18 protein-coding genes are annotated in these 17,884 nt (G+C 64.6%); 6 read left to right on the forward strand and 12 right to left on the reverse strand.

Annotated elements, in window-relative coordinates; all coding sequences use genetic code 11:
• The first annotated feature begins 26 nt into the window (after positions 1–26).
• A complete protein-coding gene (locus A5688_RS15670) occupies positions 27–464 on the forward strand; it encodes a nuclear transport factor 2 family protein (protein ID WP_067830060.1) in 438 nt (145 codons plus the stop codon).
• A 7-nt stretch (positions 465–471) separates the two neighbouring features.
• Here the strand turns inward: A5688_RS15670 and A5688_RS15675 are convergent, their stop codons facing one another.
• Positions 472–1,374: a TIGR03619 family F420-dependent LLM class oxidoreductase gene (locus A5688_RS15675; protein WP_067830063.1), complete on the reverse strand. Its 903-nt coding sequence runs from the start codon at positions 1,372–1,374 to the stop codon at positions 472–474.
• A 10-nt stretch (positions 1,375–1,384) separates the two neighbouring features.
• Positions 1,385–2,485 (reverse strand): acyl-CoA dehydrogenase family protein, encoded by a 1,101-nt coding sequence (locus A5688_RS15680; RefSeq protein WP_067908466.1) that lies wholly within the window; start codon positions 2,483–2,485, stop codon positions 1,385–1,387.
• A 267-nt stretch (positions 2,486–2,752) separates the two neighbouring features.
• Here A5688_RS15680 and A5688_RS15685 point away from each other — a divergent pair, with 267 nt between their 5' ends.
• Genes A5688_RS15685 through A5688_RS15705 form a run of 5 tightly spaced genes read left to right on the forward strand, consistent with a single transcriptional unit; the run spans position 2,753 to position 8,664 of the window.
• Entirely contained in the window at positions 2,753–3,949 is a 1,197-nt protein-coding gene (locus tag A5688_RS15685) for an amidohydrolase family protein (protein ID WP_067908613.1), read from the forward strand.
• A gap of 7 nt (positions 3,950–3,956) precedes the next feature.
• A complete protein-coding gene (locus A5688_RS15690) occupies positions 3,957–4,913 on the forward strand; it encodes an acyl-CoA dehydrogenase family protein (protein ID WP_067830069.1) in 957 nt (318 codons plus the stop codon).
• Positions 4,910–6,112 (forward strand): acyl-CoA dehydrogenase family protein, encoded by a 1,203-nt coding sequence (locus A5688_RS15695; protein WP_067908463.1) that lies wholly within the window; start codon positions 4,910–4,912, stop codon positions 6,110–6,112. The genes A5688_RS15690 and A5688_RS15695 overlap by 4 nt, the downstream gene beginning before the upstream one ends.
• The gene (locus A5688_RS15700) at positions 6,109–7,665 is read left to right on the forward strand and encodes a class I adenylate-forming enzyme family protein (protein ID WP_067830075.1); all 1,557 of its coding nucleotides are present in this window, start codon (positions 6,109–6,111) and stop codon (positions 7,663–7,665) included. The genes A5688_RS15695 and A5688_RS15700 overlap by 4 nt, the downstream gene beginning before the upstream one ends.
• 39 nt (positions 7,666–7,704) lie before the next feature.
• On the forward strand, positions 7,705–8,664 hold the full coding sequence (locus tag A5688_RS15705; protein ID WP_067908460.1) for an LLM class flavin-dependent oxidoreductase: 960 nt from the start codon (positions 7,705–7,707) through the stop codon (positions 8,662–8,664).
• Here A5688_RS15705 and A5688_RS15710 read toward each other — a convergent pair.
• The 10 genes from A5688_RS15710 to A5688_RS15755 all read right to left on the reverse strand — a co-directional run bounded on the left by A5688_RS15710 (position 8,661) and on the right by A5688_RS15755 (position 17,881).
• Positions 8,661–9,854 (reverse strand): amidohydrolase family protein, encoded by a 1,194-nt coding sequence (locus A5688_RS15710; RefSeq protein WP_067908457.1) that lies wholly within the window; start codon positions 9,852–9,854, stop codon positions 8,661–8,663. The genes A5688_RS15705 and A5688_RS15710 overlap by 4 nt on opposite strands.
• Positions 9,855–9,910: 56 nt before the next feature.
• Positions 9,911–10,669 (reverse strand): SDR family NAD(P)-dependent oxidoreductase, encoded by a 759-nt coding sequence (locus A5688_RS15715; protein WP_067908455.1) that lies wholly within the window; start codon positions 10,667–10,669, stop codon positions 9,911–9,913.
• Complete coding sequence (locus A5688_RS15720) at positions 10,666–11,265, reverse strand: SDR family oxidoreductase (RefSeq protein ID WP_242660199.1); 600 nt, start codon at positions 11,263–11,265, stop codon at positions 10,666–10,668. Before A5688_RS15720 ends, A5688_RS15715 begins: the two co-directional genes overlap by 4 nt.
• A 7-nt stretch (positions 11,266–11,272) precedes the next feature.
• Complete coding sequence (locus A5688_RS15725; protein ID WP_067908452.1) at positions 11,273–11,617, reverse strand: hypothetical protein; 345 nt, start codon at positions 11,615–11,617, stop codon at positions 11,273–11,275.
• A 95-nt stretch (positions 11,618–11,712) separates the two neighbouring features.
• Positions 11,713–12,399 (reverse strand): hypothetical protein, encoded by a 687-nt coding sequence (locus A5688_RS15730; RefSeq protein WP_207546677.1) that lies wholly within the window; start codon positions 12,397–12,399, stop codon positions 11,713–11,715.
• A gap of 341 nt (positions 12,400–12,740) precedes the next feature.
• On the reverse strand, positions 12,741–14,192 hold the full coding sequence (locus A5688_RS15735; protein ID WP_067830096.1) for a class I adenylate-forming enzyme family protein: 1,452 nt from the start codon (positions 14,190–14,192) through the stop codon (positions 12,741–12,743).
• The gene (locus tag A5688_RS15740) at positions 14,189–14,989 is read right to left on the reverse strand and encodes an enoyl-CoA hydratase/isomerase family protein (protein WP_067830099.1); all 801 of its coding nucleotides are present in this window, start codon (positions 14,987–14,989) and stop codon (positions 14,189–14,191) included. The genes A5688_RS15735 and A5688_RS15740 overlap by 4 nt, the downstream gene beginning before the upstream one ends.
• Entirely contained in the window at positions 14,986–15,801 is an 816-nt protein-coding gene (locus A5688_RS15745; RefSeq protein WP_067908449.1) for an enoyl-CoA hydratase/isomerase family protein, read from the reverse strand. Before A5688_RS15745 ends, A5688_RS15740 begins: the two co-directional genes overlap by 4 nt.
• The gene (locus tag A5688_RS15750; RefSeq protein ID WP_067830107.1) at positions 15,798–17,057 is read right to left on the reverse strand and encodes an acyl-CoA dehydrogenase family protein; all 1,260 of its coding nucleotides are present in this window, start codon (positions 17,055–17,057) and stop codon (positions 15,798–15,800) included. Before A5688_RS15750 ends, A5688_RS15745 begins: the two co-directional genes overlap by 4 nt.
• A gap of 17 nt (positions 17,058–17,074) precedes the next feature.
• On the reverse strand, positions 17,075–17,881 hold the full coding sequence (locus tag A5688_RS15755) for an enoyl-CoA hydratase/isomerase family protein (protein ID WP_067830111.1): 807 nt from the start codon (positions 17,879–17,881) through the stop codon (positions 17,075–17,077).
• Between the last annotated feature and the right edge of the window lie 3 nt (positions 17,882–17,884).

The raw sequence follows: 17,884 nt of genomic DNA on the forward strand, positions 1-17,884 counted from the left end.
GGGCATGAGTTTCATGAGGAGGCCGGATGGAGCTTTGGGAGCTTGAGGTGCGGGAGGCAGTGCGGCAGACGTTGGCCGACTACACCGCCGCCAGCGACCGATTCGATCTTGGCGCGCTGGCGGCATGCTTCTGCGACGAGGGGGTCTTGGAATTTACCGGAGGTGCCGAACCTTTGACAGGACCCGCAGAGATCGAGGCGGGTCTCGGCGCGGCAGTGACGCGGCCGCCGCACCCGGCGCGGCATGCGCCGACGCACGTCCGCCACCACGTCTCCAGCATCCGGTTCGGGGCGGTGACCCGCGGCAGGGTCGAGGTCAGCAGCTACTTCGCCGTCCACACTGACGTTGGACTCGACCACTGGGGCCGCTACCGTGACGTACTCGTACCCGTGAACGGTCGGTGGCTGTTCGCCCATCGCCGGATCAACGTGGACGCGTTCGCGGCCGACAGCTTGATGGCCTGAGGACGCGTCACGCCGTGATGAACTCCTTGGCGAAAGCGCGCGAATGGTCCAGGACCTCGGCCCTGTCGGCCCCGGGTGGCGCGATGGTGAGCCACGTGACTCCGGCAGCCTTCAGCCTATCGATGGCCGCGTGACGTTCGTCGTTTGATCTGTTGTCGTCCAATAGATTTCCCGCAGAGAAGCAGATGTCGAGCGGTGCGGTGCGGCCAATTTCGGCGGCATACCGCTTGGCCCATTTGATAGCAAGCTCCAGTTCGTCGATCGTCGAAATCTCCGCGGTACGCGACGCCGTGGCGTAACCGAAGGTATTGAACGGCGCCCAACCCTGAGCGCGCGATACCGCCCGGCGAACGGCCGGCTTGCTGTTTCCTCCCACCCACACCGGTGGGGGAGTCGGCGGCAGCGGGCGCAGCCGAACACCTCGCGAGGCGAACGAGGCTCCTTCGTAGGCGATGTCCTCGCCGGTGAGCACCTTGTCCAGCACGTCGAGTGCCTCGTCGAGGAGAGCACCGCGATTTTCGAAATCAATGCCGAGGGCTTTGAATTCGGGCTTCAGGTATCCCGCAGCGGTCCCGAGGATCAGGCGCCCTTTCGACAGCACCGCCAGGCTTTGGATCGATTTGGCGCCGAGAAACGGGTTGCGATAGGCGGCGATGTAGACATTGGTAAGCAGCTTGACTTCGGTCGTTGCGGCGGCGGCGAACGCCAGCGCGACGAATGGATCAAGGGCGTGGTGGCCGCCGTGGTCGAGCCACTTCGCGTCGGGCGCGGGATGGTCGGTGACGTGGACTGCCGCGAATCCGCTTGCCTCGGCCACTCGTGCGATGTCGGCGATGGCTTCAGCGGTGACGAACTCGTCGACAGCCTCGACACGCTGGGTGGGCAGTTCGAGGGAGAAGGAAACGGTCACGGGGGTCCTTTCACTTGGAGACGAGTGCGGCCAGGCGCTGGGCGTGGTAGTCGGGGTCGCCGAAGATCAACTGGGCGGCCTTGGCGCGTCGGACGAACAAGTGGGCATCGTGCTCCCAGGTGAAGCCGATGCCGCCGTGGATGCGCATGTTGTCAAGCGCGACCTGGTGGAGCGCTTCGGAACACACCATTTTCGCGACCGACGCGGCAGCCGGCAGATCATCGGTGTCCGCCACCTCGGCCGCATGTGATTCGGCCGAACGTGCACCCTCCACCTGGATCAACATGTCAGCGCACCGATGCTTCACCGCTTGGAAGCTGCCGATCGGTCGACCGAACTGAATTCGATTCTTGGCGTAGTCCACGGCCATGTCGAGGCAGCGTTGCGCCGCGCCGACCTGTTCGGCCGTCAGCGCGATGATGGCGAGATCCGAGGTGCGAGCGAGAAAGTTCGCGGCGCCACCGGGCGTGCCGATAACCTCGGCTTGCGCACCGTCGAACTCCATCCGGGCTACCTTGCGGGTGCGATCAAGGACGGCCAGCGGCGTACGGCGAACCCCATCCGAGTCGGCACGTATCGCGAACAACGAGACGCCGGCGTCTGTGCCGGCCGCCGCGAGAACGACGTCCGCGGTGTGGCCATCGATCACGAGCGCTGCCTCGCCGTGAATCCGGTAGCCGGTGCCGTCGCGGCCAGCCCTCAACGTCACGGCGGCGGGGTCCCAAGGGTCGAGGCGGCCGTTGAGGATCAGCGTCGCGGTGGTGGAGCCGTCGATGAACCCGGGGACGAACCGTTCTGCCGCCGCGTCGTCGCCGCTGGCGAGGATGGCCTGTGTCGCCAGCGCCACGGTGGCGAAAAACGGCGAACACAACAACGCGCGTCCCATTTCCTCAAAGACCACCGCCAGTTCGGTTACGCCAGCGCCCGCCCCACCCCACTGCTCGGGAACGGCGATGCCGTGCAGGCCCAACTCGCGGGCCATCTGCCGCCAGGACGCCTCGTCGTAGCCGGTGTCCGTCGCCATCAGCTCGCGAACGGTCTGGCTGGGCGACGTCACGGTGAGGTAGTCGCGTACAACGCTGCGCAGGTCGTCGACCTCAGTCGTCGGCATGCATGCCCCCTCGGCCAGGCCGCGACCCGGCTACGGCGGCAATGTGCTTGACCTGCGCCGCGATCCAAAGGGTCATTCAGGGTCACCGATCACGTTGTCGGTCAGCGACATTGATGGCGTCATGTGTTCCTCTGCACGTTCGCGGCCGAGCCGGCGCCGCCAACTCAACGCCCCTCGGCCATCCCGCCCGAGTTAGCCATTGCCGGATCAGGATAGTATGTTTTTTGAAAATAGAGAATAAGCATTCTCGTCTGAAGGAGCGACGTGGTGGCGACGAAACTCGATTACGGCATTATTGACTGCGATACCCACTGTTACGAGACGCGAGACGCGTTCACCCGTTATCTGCCGGAGAAGTTTCGGGACCGGGCGATCACCACCGTGCGCGGGGCGGATGGCGTTGAGGTGATCCTTGCCGGGCGACGCGTCGCCACCTTCAACAGCGAAGGGGGTCTGGGTCTCGATGTCGCTTACCGGCCCGGCTCGCTCAAGGAGATGCTCAAGCAAATGGGATCGGGCAACCCCGAGGAGTCCTACGAGCCGCAACCCATGCAACCGGAGTTCATCGAGCGTGCTGCCCGCCTGACTGTCATGGCCGACCAGAACATCGAGCGCATGGTCATCTATCCGAGCGGCATGGCCCTGGCCGCTGAACATTACGTCGATGACACGGCGGCACTGTATGCCAACCTGCGCTCGTTCAACCGATGGTTCGACGAAGAGTGGGGTTTCAACTACGACGAGAAAATCTTCGCCACAGCGCTGATGTCGTTGCGCGACTTAGACTCTGCGATCGCAGAGACGGAAGCGATCATCGCGCAGGGAGCGAAGTTCGTGCTGCTGCCGACCGGGCCGGCGTACGGTCGGTCACCCGGCGACCCGTACTTCGACCCGATTTACGCACGCCTGCAGGAGGCCGGCTGCATCCTGGTGTTCCACATCATGCCGTTCTGGTACTTCAACGCGATTTCGCCTGCCTGGGGACAAAACTCCGACCCCGCTTCTTGGCACATGTCGGCATGGCAATGGATGAACATCTACGGCCAACGGCCGATCGAGGAGACGTTGTCCGCGCTCGTCTTCGACAACCTCTTCGGTCGGTTTCCGGGGCTCAACGTTCTCGTGGCCGAGCACGGGGCGGAATGGGTGCCGTTCTTTGTGCGGCACATGGACAAAAGCCGTGGCATGGGCCGAAACGGTCCGTGGATCGGCGGGAAGCTGACCGAGCGGCCGTCGGCGATCTTTCGCCGTCACGTTCGTGTCGTGCCGTACCCGGAGGACGACATCCCAGCGATCGTCGCTGCCATGGGATACGACGATTGCCTGGTAATGGGCTCGGATTATCCGCATGCCGAAGGCATGGCCGAGCCCGCCGACTTCGTCAAACTGCTTGACCCCCTGGATGATGCCGCCAAGAAGCGGATCATGCGCGACAACGCCGCGCAACTGCTCTCCCGGAGCTGACAGCCCGATGCCAGATGACGACGTCGACCTCGAATTGCTGAGGGCGTCAGCCCGCGAGTTCCTGGCCGAACGTGGCGAGAAGGAATCGGTCACGGACCTCGCGGCGATGGACTGGACCGGGCTGCTCGTCGATGAGGCGATGGGCGGCGCCGGATGGCGTCCGGTCGAGACATGCGTCGTGGCCGAGGAACTCGGACGAGCGCACGACAGGTCTGCGTGGTTCGGAACCACGATGGCCGCGGCGGCACTGGCCGTTGCGCCCCACGAGGTCGGGCAACAGGTGCTGCCCGGGTTACTTGCCGGCAGAGCGACGGCGGGCTTTGCCGTCATCGACGATCCCATACGGGTCATCCGAGACGACATAGACATCGTGATCATGCTGGACCGCACCGGCATTCGGCTGGTCGGCGACCTGGAGCCGGCGCGGTTCAGCCCGGACGGTGATCTGTTGGACGTCACCAGGACGGTATGGCACGTTGACCTGATGGACGCGCCCAGCGTCTTGATCGGATCGCCGGAACGGGCCGAGCAGTTGTCCGCGGTTGCCCGGCTGCTCGTGGCCGCCGATTCCGTTGGCGCCGTGTCGATGACCTTCGAACGACTGACGGCATACCTTCGGGAGCGAGCGGCATTCGGGGCACCCATCGCAAGCTTCCAGGCGATTCAGCACCGGCTCGTCGAGCTGTTGGTTTTCGAGGTCAAAGCCCGCGCTGCCGTCTTGAGGGCAGCGCGCGCAATCGCCTCCGCCGACGAAAGGGCGACCGTGCTGACGGCGGCGGCGCACGCGTTCGTAGCGGCGAAAGCGACAGGCGCCATCGACGAGTGCATGCAACTGTCCGGCGGCATCGGATTCACCTGGGAGTACCCACTGCACTACGAACTCCGTCGCGTCTTCAGCAACGGTCACCTGATGGGTACGGCACGGTCGAGTCGGGCCCTGCTGGCTGAGGTGTCCGGCTGGTGACCGATTTCGGGAACCGGCCCACCGAAGCGCAGCTGGCGGAGTTCAGAAGTCGGGTCAGGACGCATATCGCCGAACACGCACCGGCGATCGAGGCGCGAGAAGGCCACCGGGCGCCCGAGACGGCTGAGCAGGAATCCCTGCTGCGCGCTTGGTTTGCCGGCCTGTTCGAGGCGGGGTTCGCCGGCGCGGACTGGCCGGTCGAATACGGCGGCCGCAGCGACTATCACCCGCTGCACGACCGCATCGTGAGCGAGGAGATTCTGCGCGCCCGCGCACCACGGCCGGTGGACCAGGTGAACCTCGCGGCCCACGTGCTCCTGCACTTCGGATCCGAGGAGCAGAAGCGAACGCTGCTGCCCCCGATCCGGCGCAGTGATCATGTCTGGTGTCAGCTACTGAGCGAGCCCGACGCCGGCAGCGACATCGCCGGGGTACGCAGTCGCGGTGCGCGGCAGGACGATGGCGGCTGGTTGATCGACGGGCAGAAGACCTGGATCACCGACGGCCACTGGGCCGACATGGGGCTTGCCCTGATCCGCACCGATCCCACGTCGACCCGTCATCACGGCCTGTCGGTCTTCATCGTGCCGCTATCGGCGGATGGTGTGGAGGTTCGTCCCATCCGCACCATCGGTGATGCGATCGAGGTCAATGAGGTGTTTCTTACCGGCGTCAGGCTGGGTCCCGAGAGTGTGGTCGGCGAGGTGGGCCAAGGCTGGTCGATCATCATGGCGGGCCTGGACTTTGAACGATTCGGCATCGGCGGGAACGTCGTCCTGCTCGAATTGTTGATCGATGATCTGGTCATCGTGGCCCGACACGCGCACATCGACGGCGCACCCGCGTTGGAGTCCGGCGACGTCCGCCAGCGGGTCGCCGAGTTGGCGGTGGAGGTCGAAGTGGCCAAGGCGTTCATCGACGATCACGTGGAGCGGCTGACGACGGGCGACGAGCAACCAGGTGACGGCTCGATCGCGAAGCTGAGCTTCGCCGAGACATATCACCTGGTGGCGGCGTACGGCGCGGAGCTGGCGGCGGCTACGCCGGGCGCCGGGGCCTCGGAGCCCGATGTGGCCAGGGCCAAACAGCGGTTGCGCGAATGCTGGCTCTGGTCGCGCGCCTACACGATATCGGGTGGCAGCTCGGAGATGATGCGCAACATCCTCGCCAAGCGCCGACTGCGGTTGCCGAGCCGGTGACGCTACAACCCTCGCCGCAGACCTACTGGTCTCTGGTTGAGACCGCCGCTCGAGCGCACCCTGACCGAGTGGTCCTCGCCGACGACTATGGGCGCCGCCTGTCCTGCGCACAGCTGCGGGAATCCGCACTGACGTGTGCAGCGGCGCTGGCGCAGTGGGGGATCGGCGCCGGCACGGTGGTGTCGTGGCAACTGCCGACCACGCTGGAGACGATGGTTGTCATGGTGGCGCTGACGCGTCTCGGTGCGATCCAGAACCCAGTGCTGCCGATCTGGCGAGAGAGTGAACTGCGTTTTGTGACAACGCAACTCGCGACCGAAGTCATCATCGTTCCGGGATGGTGGCGCAACTTCGACCACAGCGCCCTCGCGAATCAGCTCGCCGACGAACGGCCCATGTCTGTCGTGGTCATCGACCACGACGTGCCCATCACCGACCGGCTTCGGCTGCCCGCTGGAGATCCGGCCGTGCTGCCTCCGCCGCCGAGCAGCGGCGAGGACCCGCGCTGGATCTACTATTCGTCGGGCACGACGGCGGCACCGAAAGGCGCGCGGCACTGCGACCGCTCGGTCATCGCCGGCTCGGCGGGGGTCATCGGGATCGTCGGGGCTTCCAACAGCGACGTCAACCCGATCGCTTTTCCGGTCTCGCACATCGGCGGAGCGGCCATGCTCGCGGCGGGCCTGCATACCGGCATGCGATTGGTGCTGTTCGATAGTTTCGACCCCGCTCAAACGCCCGTCGCCATCGCGGCGCATCGGCCGACTCTGTTGGGCAGCGCCACCCCCTTCTTCGTCGCCTTCATGGCCGCGCAGCGCGCGCACGGCGCCGAGCCGCTCTTTCCCGATCTGCGGGGCTGCGTCGGCGGGGGCGCGCCGATCACTGCCGAGTTGGGACGCCAACTGCGGGAGACGTTTTCGGTCAATGGTGCGGCCAATTCCTGGGGTTTGACCGAGTTTCCGGTCGCCACTTCCCAAACGCCGGACGCTGCACCTGAACTCCTCGACCGAACCGTCGGACTTCCGGTGCCCGGCGTGTCAGTGCGGGTGGTCGACGATGCGGAACGCGAGGTCGGTATAGGTGAAGTGGGGGAGCTGCGACTCAAAGGGCCGCAGTGCTTCCTTGGGTATGTCGATGAATCGTTGGATGCCAATGCGTTTGATGCGGAGGGTTGGTTCCGGACCGGTGACCGCGGGCTTATCGACGCCGACGGGCACGTCGTCGTCACTGGCCGAATCAAGGATGCGATCATCCGCAACGCGGAGAACATCTCAGCACTGGAAGTCGAAGAAGCGCTGGCCAGCCACCCGGCAGTCGCCGATGTCGCGGTCATAGGTATACCGGATTCCCGTACCGGAGAACGTGTTTGCGCTGTCATCGTTGCGCACCAGGGTGCGATGGTGACGCTTTCGTCGGTATTCGAACACTGTCAAGCCCGTGGCTTGAGCAAACACAAGACGCCCGAACGACTCGAAATCGTGGATGCGCTACCTCGCAACCTCACCGGCAAGGTGCTCAAGACCGAACTACGGGCCCGCTTCGGGCGTCCGTGATGCTTGGTCCACGCCAGATCAGCGGGAGGACAACAACATATGACGTTCACACTGCGGTTCGACATGCGGGCACCGTCCATCGGTGCCCATCCGACAGACCTGTACGCCGCAGCGAGCGAGATGGCCGCGTGGGCGGAAACACGTGGCTGTGTGGCAGTAGTGCTCTGCGAGCACCACTGCGCCGACGACGGGTACCTGCCCGCACCGCTGATTCTGGGAGCGGCGATCGCCGCCCGCACCGAACAGCTGATGTTGAACCTGGTCGTCATCCTTCCGTTCTGCGACCCCGCCCGCCTCGCCGAGGACATGTCGGTCTTGGACCACATCAGCGCGGGTCGCGTAAGCTACGTGTTCGGGATCGGCTACCGCGCGGTGGAGTTCGACCACTTCGGCGTGTCGTTGTCGGAGCGCGGGCGACTGGCCGACGAGAAACTCAAGATTCTGCGTAGATTGCTGGCCGGCGAAGAGGTCGAACACGACGGCAGACGGATGAAGGTGACGCCCCGACCGCGTACGCCGGGCGGGCCCGTGATGATGTGGGGCGGGGCCAGCCTGGCCGCCGCGAGGCGGGCCGGGCGCAATGGCCTCGGTTTGCTCGCGAACGGTGTGGTACCGGGAATGAAGGAGGCGTACGAACGGGCAAGCCGTGAGAACGGGTTCGAGCCGGGGTTCATGTTGCTGCCCGAACGTGACGCCACCACAAATTGTTTCGTCGCAGAAGATGTCGACGCCGCATGGGACGAGATCGGAAAGTATCTGCTCCACGATGCGATGGCATATGCGGAGTGGAACCCCGCCAACGCGGTGTCGGCCAACATCACCCCCGCGAAGACCGTCGAGGAATTGCGTGCCGCGGGGTCCACTCATGTGATCCTGTCGGTCGACGAAGCGCGGCAGCGCGTCGCGGGCGGAGAGATGTTCAACATCTCCCCGTTGTGTGGCGGCATCCCGCCCGATGTCGCGTGGCCGTATCTGAAGCGCTTCGTCGAACTCGCCTAGAGGCCGATCAGCTCCTTGAGGTTGCCGCCCATCACTCGTGCCGTGGTGGCCGCCGGAAGGTTCTCGAGCTCCTTGACGAAGTCCGCAGGGGCGGCCAATCCCTCGGGATGCGGAAAGTCCGAGCCGAACATCACGCGATTCGCACCAAGGATGTCTATGAGGTGCGACATGTCCTCCTCGTGAAATGGGTTGACCCACACATGCCTACGGAAGACTTCACAGGGGTGTTCGCTGAACTCCCGCGGCTTTTTGCGGTACACCCGGTCGAATACGTCCATCAGGCGTTGAGCCCACGACCCGCCATTCTCGACCACACCGATACGCAGGCCAGGAAACCGCTCGAACACGCCGTGCGCGATGAACGCCGCGAGCGTGTCGAAAATATGGCGGCTCTCTTCGTAGATGAATCCCCGGAACTTCGTCAGCTGGAAACCCTGGAATTCGTTGCCGCCTTCCCAATCGGACAGGTAGCGATCGTAGCCGGCGTCGGAGTTGTGCATCTGCACCGAGATTCCCGACGACTCGACCAGTCGCCAGAAGTCGTCGAACTCGGGTAGGGCGGCTGAACGCGAGGTGCCGTCCTCCCGGGGCACCGGCGCCGGCCGGATCAGCACCGTCTTAGCCGCGTTCTCCAGGCACCACTCGAGCTCTTGGACTCCCTTCGCGGGATCGTTGAGGGAGATCGCCGGGACCGCGAAGATTCGGTTCTGATAGTTGAACGTCCATTCGTCGAGCAGCCAGCGGTTGAAGGCGTGGGTGACCGCATGGGTCAGCTCGGTATCGGACTTTGTCCGTTCCTCGAGCATGCCCGCTGTGGTCGGGAACATTACCGCTCCGTCGACACCCTGCCGGTCCATCAGTGCCAGGCGCAGGTCGGGGCGCCGGAACTCATCTGGGCAGCGGATCGGCTCGGCGAGTTCTCGCAGCGACTTGCCGTCCGGGTTGATCCCGCGGTAGTAGTCCGCCCACGCACCCGGGGTGGGGATCACCTCGTAGGTTGGGTTCGGAATGGTCTCGGTGATAACGCCGAGCACCTGAAGCTTTTGCCGGCCATTGACGTCGACGAACTTCAGTGCCTCGGAATATTTTTTCGGCAGGTATCGCGTGTACGCGTCGATGGTCTCGTACATGTGATTGTCGGCGTCCCAGACCTCGAACGCTTTCTCGTCGCTCACGAGCGCCTCCAACATGCTTGAGAATATTGATTCTCACATTAGCAAAAGACTGTATCCGACAGCCGTCAGGTCTAGAGATTCATGAAATGTCCGCCGTCGACGCCCAGGGTCTGCCCGGTGATGTAGCGGGCAGCGGGGCCGACCAGAAACGCGACGGCAGCCCCGATGTCGCGTTCGGGATCACCGATCCGTCCTAGCGGCACCCGCCGCGATAGTCGGCTCTCCATCGCCGGGTCAGCTTCAATCGCGGCGGTCATCGCAGGCGAATAGGCGAGCGGGGAAACCGCATTCACGGTGATGTTATGAGGGGCCCATTCCCGGGCGAGGCTCTTGGCGAAGCCGCGCAACGCCCCCTTCATCGTGGCGTAAAGGGGCAGTGTCGCGCTGCCTTCGATGCCGGCGGGTGAGGTCATAACGAGGAATGTTCCGCCTCGCTCCTTCAGAGCGGGGAACGCGGAAGCTGCGCAGCGGTGGGCTCCACGCAGTGACACCGAGTAGTGGTCGACCCAAAGCGCACGATCGACATGAGCGAGTTGGTGCGGCTGGCTGGAGGCATTGCTCGTGGCGTTGTGTACCACCGCATCTAGTCGCCCGGTGGCCGCCAGGGACGTACCGATCGCTGCGGCGACCGCGTCACTATCGGTCACATCGCATCGCGCCCACGTCGCAGCATGCCCCCGCCCGGCGATTTCATCGGCGACGGCCAACCCGGTCTCGGACCGGGTGGCAACGACGACGTGTGCTCCGGCCGCGGCGAGAGCCAAAGCGATGCCACGGCCAACGCCGGCGCCCGAACCGGTCACCAGCGCGGTGAGTCCCTGGAGGGTCACGGCAGCATCACCGATCCCCCGTCAACGACGATCGTCTCCCCCAGCAAGTGGTGCAGGTCTGGGCGCAGGAGGAAAGCCACCGCCTCGGCGACCGAATGGAGAAGTGTTGAGTCGTCCTGGACCACAGCCGCGGCGAGGTGCGCAGCAGAGGCATCCACTGAGGGGGCGAACAAGCGCAGCGGCGCTGCGACGAGGTTGACGGGCACCCCCTCGGGCTGCCATTGGCGCGCCGCGGATTTGGCCATCGCCCTGATGCCTTCTAGCGCGGTGGTGTATGCCAGGAGCTGGGCCGCGCCGGCCATGCCGATTGTCGGCACGACAACAACGATTCGTCCGCCGTCGGAGTTGAACGCGGACCGTGCCCGTTGGAGTGCGGCAAGCGCGGACCACATCATCCCATCCACTGTGCGATCCCAATCTGCGCCACTGAGGGTGGCCGCATCGGCGAGCCGCGGGGGAGGATGGGTACCGGCGACGACGACCGCGCTGGTGATGTGCGGCGGCAGCGCCTGTTCCGGCTCCGCGACGGTCCCGCGGAGTTTGTCCGCCAGCCCGCGCGACAGCCCGTCGGCCGGGCCCAATACGACTGCGGACAAGACGACGTCACCGACCTGATTGGCGCGCTATGCGTTCGTCGTGAATCTTCACCAGTTCCCGGAACCCGATGCGTACGTATCGAGGCTTTGGCTGGATGCCCCAGTCGTCGCGAGCCGTATGTTGGCCGGCGGCTTCAGGAGCTCCCCCGAAGGGAGGGCCGCCGATCGGGTAGGGCTGTTGACATTCGAGACTGTCGTTGGAGAATCGCACCTTCATGAGCTCGCTGCAAATCTCGGTCAGTGAGAGCGTGGGCCAGCCATACCAGACCGCGATCACCGGGACCGTCAGCGAGCCCTCGATGACCAGCCCGAACAGGCAGACGTACAGCCCGCGTTTGAGCCATTTGTGCATTCGCGCCCACGTCGGGGTGGTTCCGGCCGACAACGATTCAACCGAATCCTCATGCTCTACAGTCGAGTCAGACACGACGGTCCTTTCTGGCGGTGCTAGTCGGTGAAGATCTCTCGGTTGACGGTGTGCAGATAGGGAATGGCGAGGAACGGCGTCACGTAGAAGATGTTGAACGCCCACCATCCGAGTACCGGTAGCCCGACTGCCGCATAGCGAACGTCGGCGTACATCGTCATGTTGAAGATGTAGCCCGTCCACACGACCACTCCGAACCAACACGTCACGATCGTCCATTGGTGACCCCACCGCTTCATTTGAAGCAGACCGATGGCCGCGGCGATGCGCATGGGGAACACGATCAAAACGCAGACCAGGACCCAGGCCTTCTCTCCGGGTGCACTGGCTCCGCCGATCCAAAGTTCGTTGTAGTGCCAAAAGTAGCCGGCGTCGATCAGGTTGCCCCATGCGGTGAAGACCGTGCGGGTGATCAGGGCGTGGTTGGCGAATAGATCGAGCGCCCAGCCGATGCTGTTGAGCGCGGCGTCGAGGATGATTACGTATCCGATGAGCGTGACCATCATCGGCCGGACCGATAAGCCCTCGCGCTGCGCCTTTCTCAACAGATAGATACCACGGCAAAACAGCGGCAGGCCGACTATGCCGAGAACGAGAGTGCCCATGAGTGCGGTACCTGCGATGCACCATCGATCCGCGCGCCGTTGCACATCTCGCGTTTGCGTCCCATGTTCGTCCAGGGTGAGCGATTGGCTTGGAGCCATCATTGATCACCAATCCCTGGTCAAATACATCTGGAGTTGGATCGCGAACATCGCGATCAGTAGTCCGTAGATGAAGATCTGAAACGCGATCAGGCCGCGCTTCCGTCGTCGATCCTGATCGTCCACCGTGTCTCCTGCGCTTATCAGAACGTGCCGATGTTGGCCAGCATCCAGTAGAAGAAGGCGACTAGCCCGCACATCACTACCCAGGTCACCGCTATTCGGACCAGTTCCTGCCACATGGGCCCCTCCTATCGAAAGCCATGACTTGCAAACAAACGTTAACACCACTCTCGGTATTGAGAACAAGCGTTTCCGGTGGTGGATCTGGTGAGGGGAGAGGGTCAGGCGTCTGCGCGTGCGGCGAGGTCGCGTTTGACCACCTTGCCGACTTCATTTCGAGGTAGCTGTTCGATGAACACGATCCGTACCGGAACGCGGTAGGGGGTCAGGCGCTCCCGGCACCACGACACGAGACCGTCTTCGGAGACCGAATCATCTCCCTTTACCACGAATGCCCACGGCACTTCTCCAAGCCGCTCATCGGGTACGCCCACGACGGCGGCATCGCGCACGCCTTCGGCCGCCAGCAGGACCTCCTCAACCGTGCCCGGAAACACCTTCAGGCCACCACGATTGATCATGTCCGACACCCGGCCGTCGAGCCATAGGAAGCCATCGTCATCAAGCCATCCGAGATCGCCCGTGTGGAACCAGCCGTCGTCGGTGAGTCGGTCCAGAAAGGCTGCGTCGATCTTTCGGGCGGCAGTCGTGGGCGTGCGGACCATCACCTCGTCGTGGACGATTGTGACGTCGATGCCAGGCAGGGGTCGCCCGACGGAACCGAGTTTGGTTTCGCCCCACTCGCGGGCGTCGGCGGCGGACCAGCCCACCACCTCGCCGCCGAGTTCTGTCTGGCCGTAGGAGTTCAGCACGAGCACGCCGAATTTGTCTCGGAACCGGCCCGCCTGCACTGGTGACAGCGGCGCAGTGATCGAACGCACGATCTTCAACGGCGATAAGTCCGTGACGGAGTCATCGTGCAACACCATCGTGAGCGCGGCGGGCGGTAGCACCGTGGAACGGAGTCGGTGGCGCTGGACCAGCGCCGCAAAGTCCGCTGGGGCAAAACGGTCCATCAGTACCACACCCGAACCCGCCCGGAAGGCGAACAGCACCTGGTAGATACCGGCCCACAGCGACAACGACAGCGGCACAAGGTTGGGCATCGGCGGGCGCTTCGGCGTATCTGTAGCCGGTTTCGTCCCACGGAGTTTCGTCAGCAGACGGTCGATCAGGTCGAGCACCGTTGTGTGCCGAAGTGGTACCGGCTTTGGCGGACCCGTGGTGCCCGACGTGAACTGCAGTAGGGCCACGTCAGCGTCGTACTGGCGCGGATCGGCAGGGTGCTGCGTGCCGGCGGTGATCGACCACGACAGGTCCTTGGCGTGCACAACGGGCAACCCGAACGGCGTGAAGCGTTCGGCGAGTTCCGGAGTCGTGATGATAGCCACGGGACGCAGGGTCTCGAGTTGGGTCACGATCTCGGCGTCGGCTGCCCTGGGATTCAAGGGCGTGTACACGCCGCCGGCGCGCCACGTGCCGAACAGCGCGGCGACGGTGGTGGCGTCGTTTGGCAGCATCGCGGCGACGACTTGACCGTTGGTCAGTCCGCTGCCGCTGAGCAGTGCGCTGAGCCGTTCCGCACTGGCGGCCAGCTCATCGCGCGACACATCGACACCGAGCGTATGCACCGCGACGTCGGGCAGGCCGCCCAGCAGCTCGGCGAGACTCATGAATCAGCCTCGAGCGGAGCCCAATTCGGAGTTCGCTTGTCCGCAAAGGCAAGGGGGCCCTCGTTCTGATCCGGGTGTCCCCACATCGACGTCAGGTGCTTCGCGCCCTCGCGGCACGCATCGGTGAGACCGTATTCAAGTGCACCCCACAGCGCCCGCTTGGTGGCGCGCATCGCCGCGGGCGAGTTCTTGGCGATTTTCTCGGCGAGCTCCTGGGCTATCGCGCGCAGTTGACCGGGTGGGTCGACGACCTGGCTGATCATGCCGAGCTCGTATGCACGCTGGGCACTGAGCCGTTCGTGGCTGCCTACTAACGCCATCCGCAGCACGGCCTCGGCGGGCATCTTGCGCATCAGCGCGATGGTCTCCAAAGCACTGACCTGACCGATGGATACGTGGGGATCCACGAAGCTCGCGTCCGATGACGCGATGACGATGTCGGCATCGGCCACCCAGTGCAACCCGCCGCCCGCGCAAACCCCATTGACGGCAGTGATAACCGGCTTCTCGACGTTGCAGTGCCAGGCGCTCAGCTTGAGATCCATGGTGCGCATGGTCTCCTGGAACTGCAGCACCGCCTCGCCGTCGAGATCGTCGACGTCAGCCCCGACCTGGAAGGCTCGGCCGTTACCGGTATGCACGATGACGCGGACATCGGGGTTGGTGTTCAATTCCGCCCAGGCCCTGGGGAATTCCTCGCGCATTACGGCGTCGTAGGCGTTGAGACGGTCCGGCCGGTCATTGATGATCCAACCGACGGGACCGCGCCGCTCGACGATGAGTCTCCGGTATGTCATGGCACCTCCGCTGCATCCGCGAGCGGCTGCCACCGCGGGGCGCGCTTTTCGCGCCAGGCCCGCGCACCCTCTGCATGGTCGGGGTGGTTGCGCAGCCGCCAGATCTCATCGGCGGCATCGTTGCGCGCCTGGGTCATGCCGACCTCTAACGAATGCCACAACGCTTTCTTGGTGGCGCGCATCGCGGTCGGCGAATTGGTTGCGATCGCGGCGGCGAGGCGCTCCGCTGCTGCGTGAAGCCGGTCGGCGGGTACCACTTCGGACAGGATGCCCAACTCGTAGGCGCGCTGCGCTGAGAGGCGTTCACCCTTGCCGCTCAACGTCAGCCGGGTGATCGCCTCCATCGGGGACTTGCGCAGTAGCGTGATGGCCTCGTAGGCGACCGCCTGGCCGATCGACACGTGGGGATCGACGAACGACGCATCCTCGGCCGCGATCACGATGTCGGCGTCGGCCACCAGATGCAGACCGCCGCCCGCGCACACCCCGTTGACCGCTGCGATCACGGGCTTCCAGACGTCGCAATGCCAGGACGAGATTTTCAGCTCAGCGTCTCTGGTCCGGCGGGAGTGGCGTCGCATGGCCGCCTTGTCCCGCGCGACCTGGACCACGTCCATTCCGGTGCAGAACGCCTTGCCGTTGGCGGCGTTGACGATGACCTTGACATCGGGATCGCCATCCAATTGCGCCCACGCGGCTTCGAGTTCGTCGAGCATCACCGCGTCGAACGCGTTGCCGGCGTCGGGCCTGTTGAGAATCAGCCAGCCGATCCCGTCGGACTTGGAGACGATCAAACGTTCGTAGTCGCTCATGAACGGGGAATGTCTTTCCAGGGCTTGCCTTTCCATGGGTCAGGCTCCTTTGGCAACCCGAGGACGCGCTCGCCGAGGATGTTCTTGTTGATGTCGGTGGTGCCGCCCTCGGTGCCGTTGGCGAGGCTGCGCATCATGCCCTGGACATCCCGGGGCAGCAAGTCCGGATCGTCGGTGGCCGGCCACGCGATCGCATCCGTACCCAGCAGATCGACCATGAGGTCTTGGATCTGCTGGTTTAGCGTGGCCTGGTGCACCTTTCCGATCGACGAGGCCGCTCCCGGCGACTGACCGGCCGATAAAGCCGCGCGCACCCGAGCGTTCGTCCATCCCCGGACCTGCTCCTGCGCCCACAGGTGCATGACTTTGTTCCGGATGACGGGATCAGCCCACCGTCCGGTCTCCCTGGCCAGGGTGATCAGGCGTTCGGAACTGGAGCCGCCGAGACGGCCCATGCCACCCGACCCCGAACCTGACACCATCTGCCGCTCACTGGACAACGTCGAGGCACTAACACGCCAGCCGTCGTTGATCTCTCCGACGCGGTGGGTATCGGGCACTCGCGCTCCATCGAGGAAGACCTCGTTGAATTCGGCTTCACCGGTGATCTGGCGCAGCGGCCGTACCTCGACGCCCGGCTGGTGCATGTCAAGCAGGAAGTAGGTAATGCCCTTGTGCTTGGGTTGGTCGGGATCCGTCCGCGCCAACAGGATCGCAAAATCAGCCTCGTCGGCCCATGTGGTCCAGACCTTCTGGCCGGAGACCACCCAGTCTGCGTCTTCTCCGGAACCGTCCCGTACGGCCCGGGTGGCGAGCGATGCGAGATCCGAGCCCGCGCCCGGCTCGCTGAACAACTGGCACCACTTCTCCTCGTTTCGCACGATCGGCGGGAGGAACCGTCGGCGTTGCTCCTCGGTGCCGTGACTGAACAGGGCGGCGGCAGCGTTGTTGAGACCCAGCGGGTTGAGCCGCGAGAGGCGCAGCGGCGCAAGCACGCTCTCGATGGCGCGCGCAACGTCATTGCCGATGCCGAGGCCACCGTGGTCGGGAAGCCACGTGGGCGCCACCAGACCGGTCCGTGCGAATTTCGGATACCACCGGCGGTATTCGGCCGGGGTGCGGGCAGCCCGTAGCGCCGCAGGTCCCTCGGCCGCGGCCGAGCGCCAGGCGGCAGGGACCTCGGCGTCGATCCATCGCCGCACCACCGCGATCGCTTGGTCGACCGGTGTGTCTTGGGTGATCGGTAGTTGTGTCATGGTCTTTTCAATATGTCTTAACGGCCCTTGAATTCTGCGTCGCGTTTGTCGCGGAAGGCCGCCAGTCCTTCCTTGAAATCCTCGCTGCGGCTGGACAATTCGAGTGCCAGCGCCTCGTTCTGAAGGTGGCGGTCAAGATCGAGTCCGTTGCCGCTGTGTAACAGCCACTTGGTGAGCCCGAGTGAAACGGTGGGCGCCTCACCGAGTTGCCGGACGAGTTGCTCCGCAACAGAGGTCAAGCCATCGGAGGCGCAGGAGCCATGGACGATGCCCCACTCGGCAGCGGTGGCTCCGCTGATTTCCTGGCCCAGCATCAGCAGTTGTCTGGTGCGTACCAATCCGAGGAGCCGTGGCAGTAACCAGGCCGCCCCGCTGTCGGGGGTGAAGCCGCGGGCCATGAATGGCTCCCAGAACCGGGCATCGTCGGCGGCGACGCAGAAGTCTGAAGCCAGCGCAATGTGGAAGCCCAGACCGGTCGCCCAACCGCGGACCACGGTGACAATGGGCACTTGCGTCTCCAGCATCAACGGAATCAGCCGATTTGCCTTGTTCGGTAGGCGGCGCTGTGTGCTTCCCACGCGTGGTTTCCGCTCGGACTTTGTGTTGTTGGCGATCAAGTCCGCGCCCGCGCAGAAGTTCGGTCCGTTGGCGTCGATCCTGATGACCCGCACCGATTCGTCGATGCCGGCATCGGCCAGGTGGCCGATCATCGCGTCGAGCATGACGTCGTTGATGGCATTACGCCGGTCAGCGCGGTCGAGAGTCAGCTGCAGGATCGGGCCCTGCTGTTCGGCCAGGAGGCCAGGGACACTGCGGTAACTCATGTG

The organism is Mycobacterium mantenii, from assembly GCF_001667865.1.
In the GTDB taxonomy this organism is placed as follows: domain Bacteria; phylum Actinomycetota; class Actinomycetes; order Mycobacteriales; family Mycobacteriaceae; genus Mycobacterium; species Mycobacterium mantenii_A.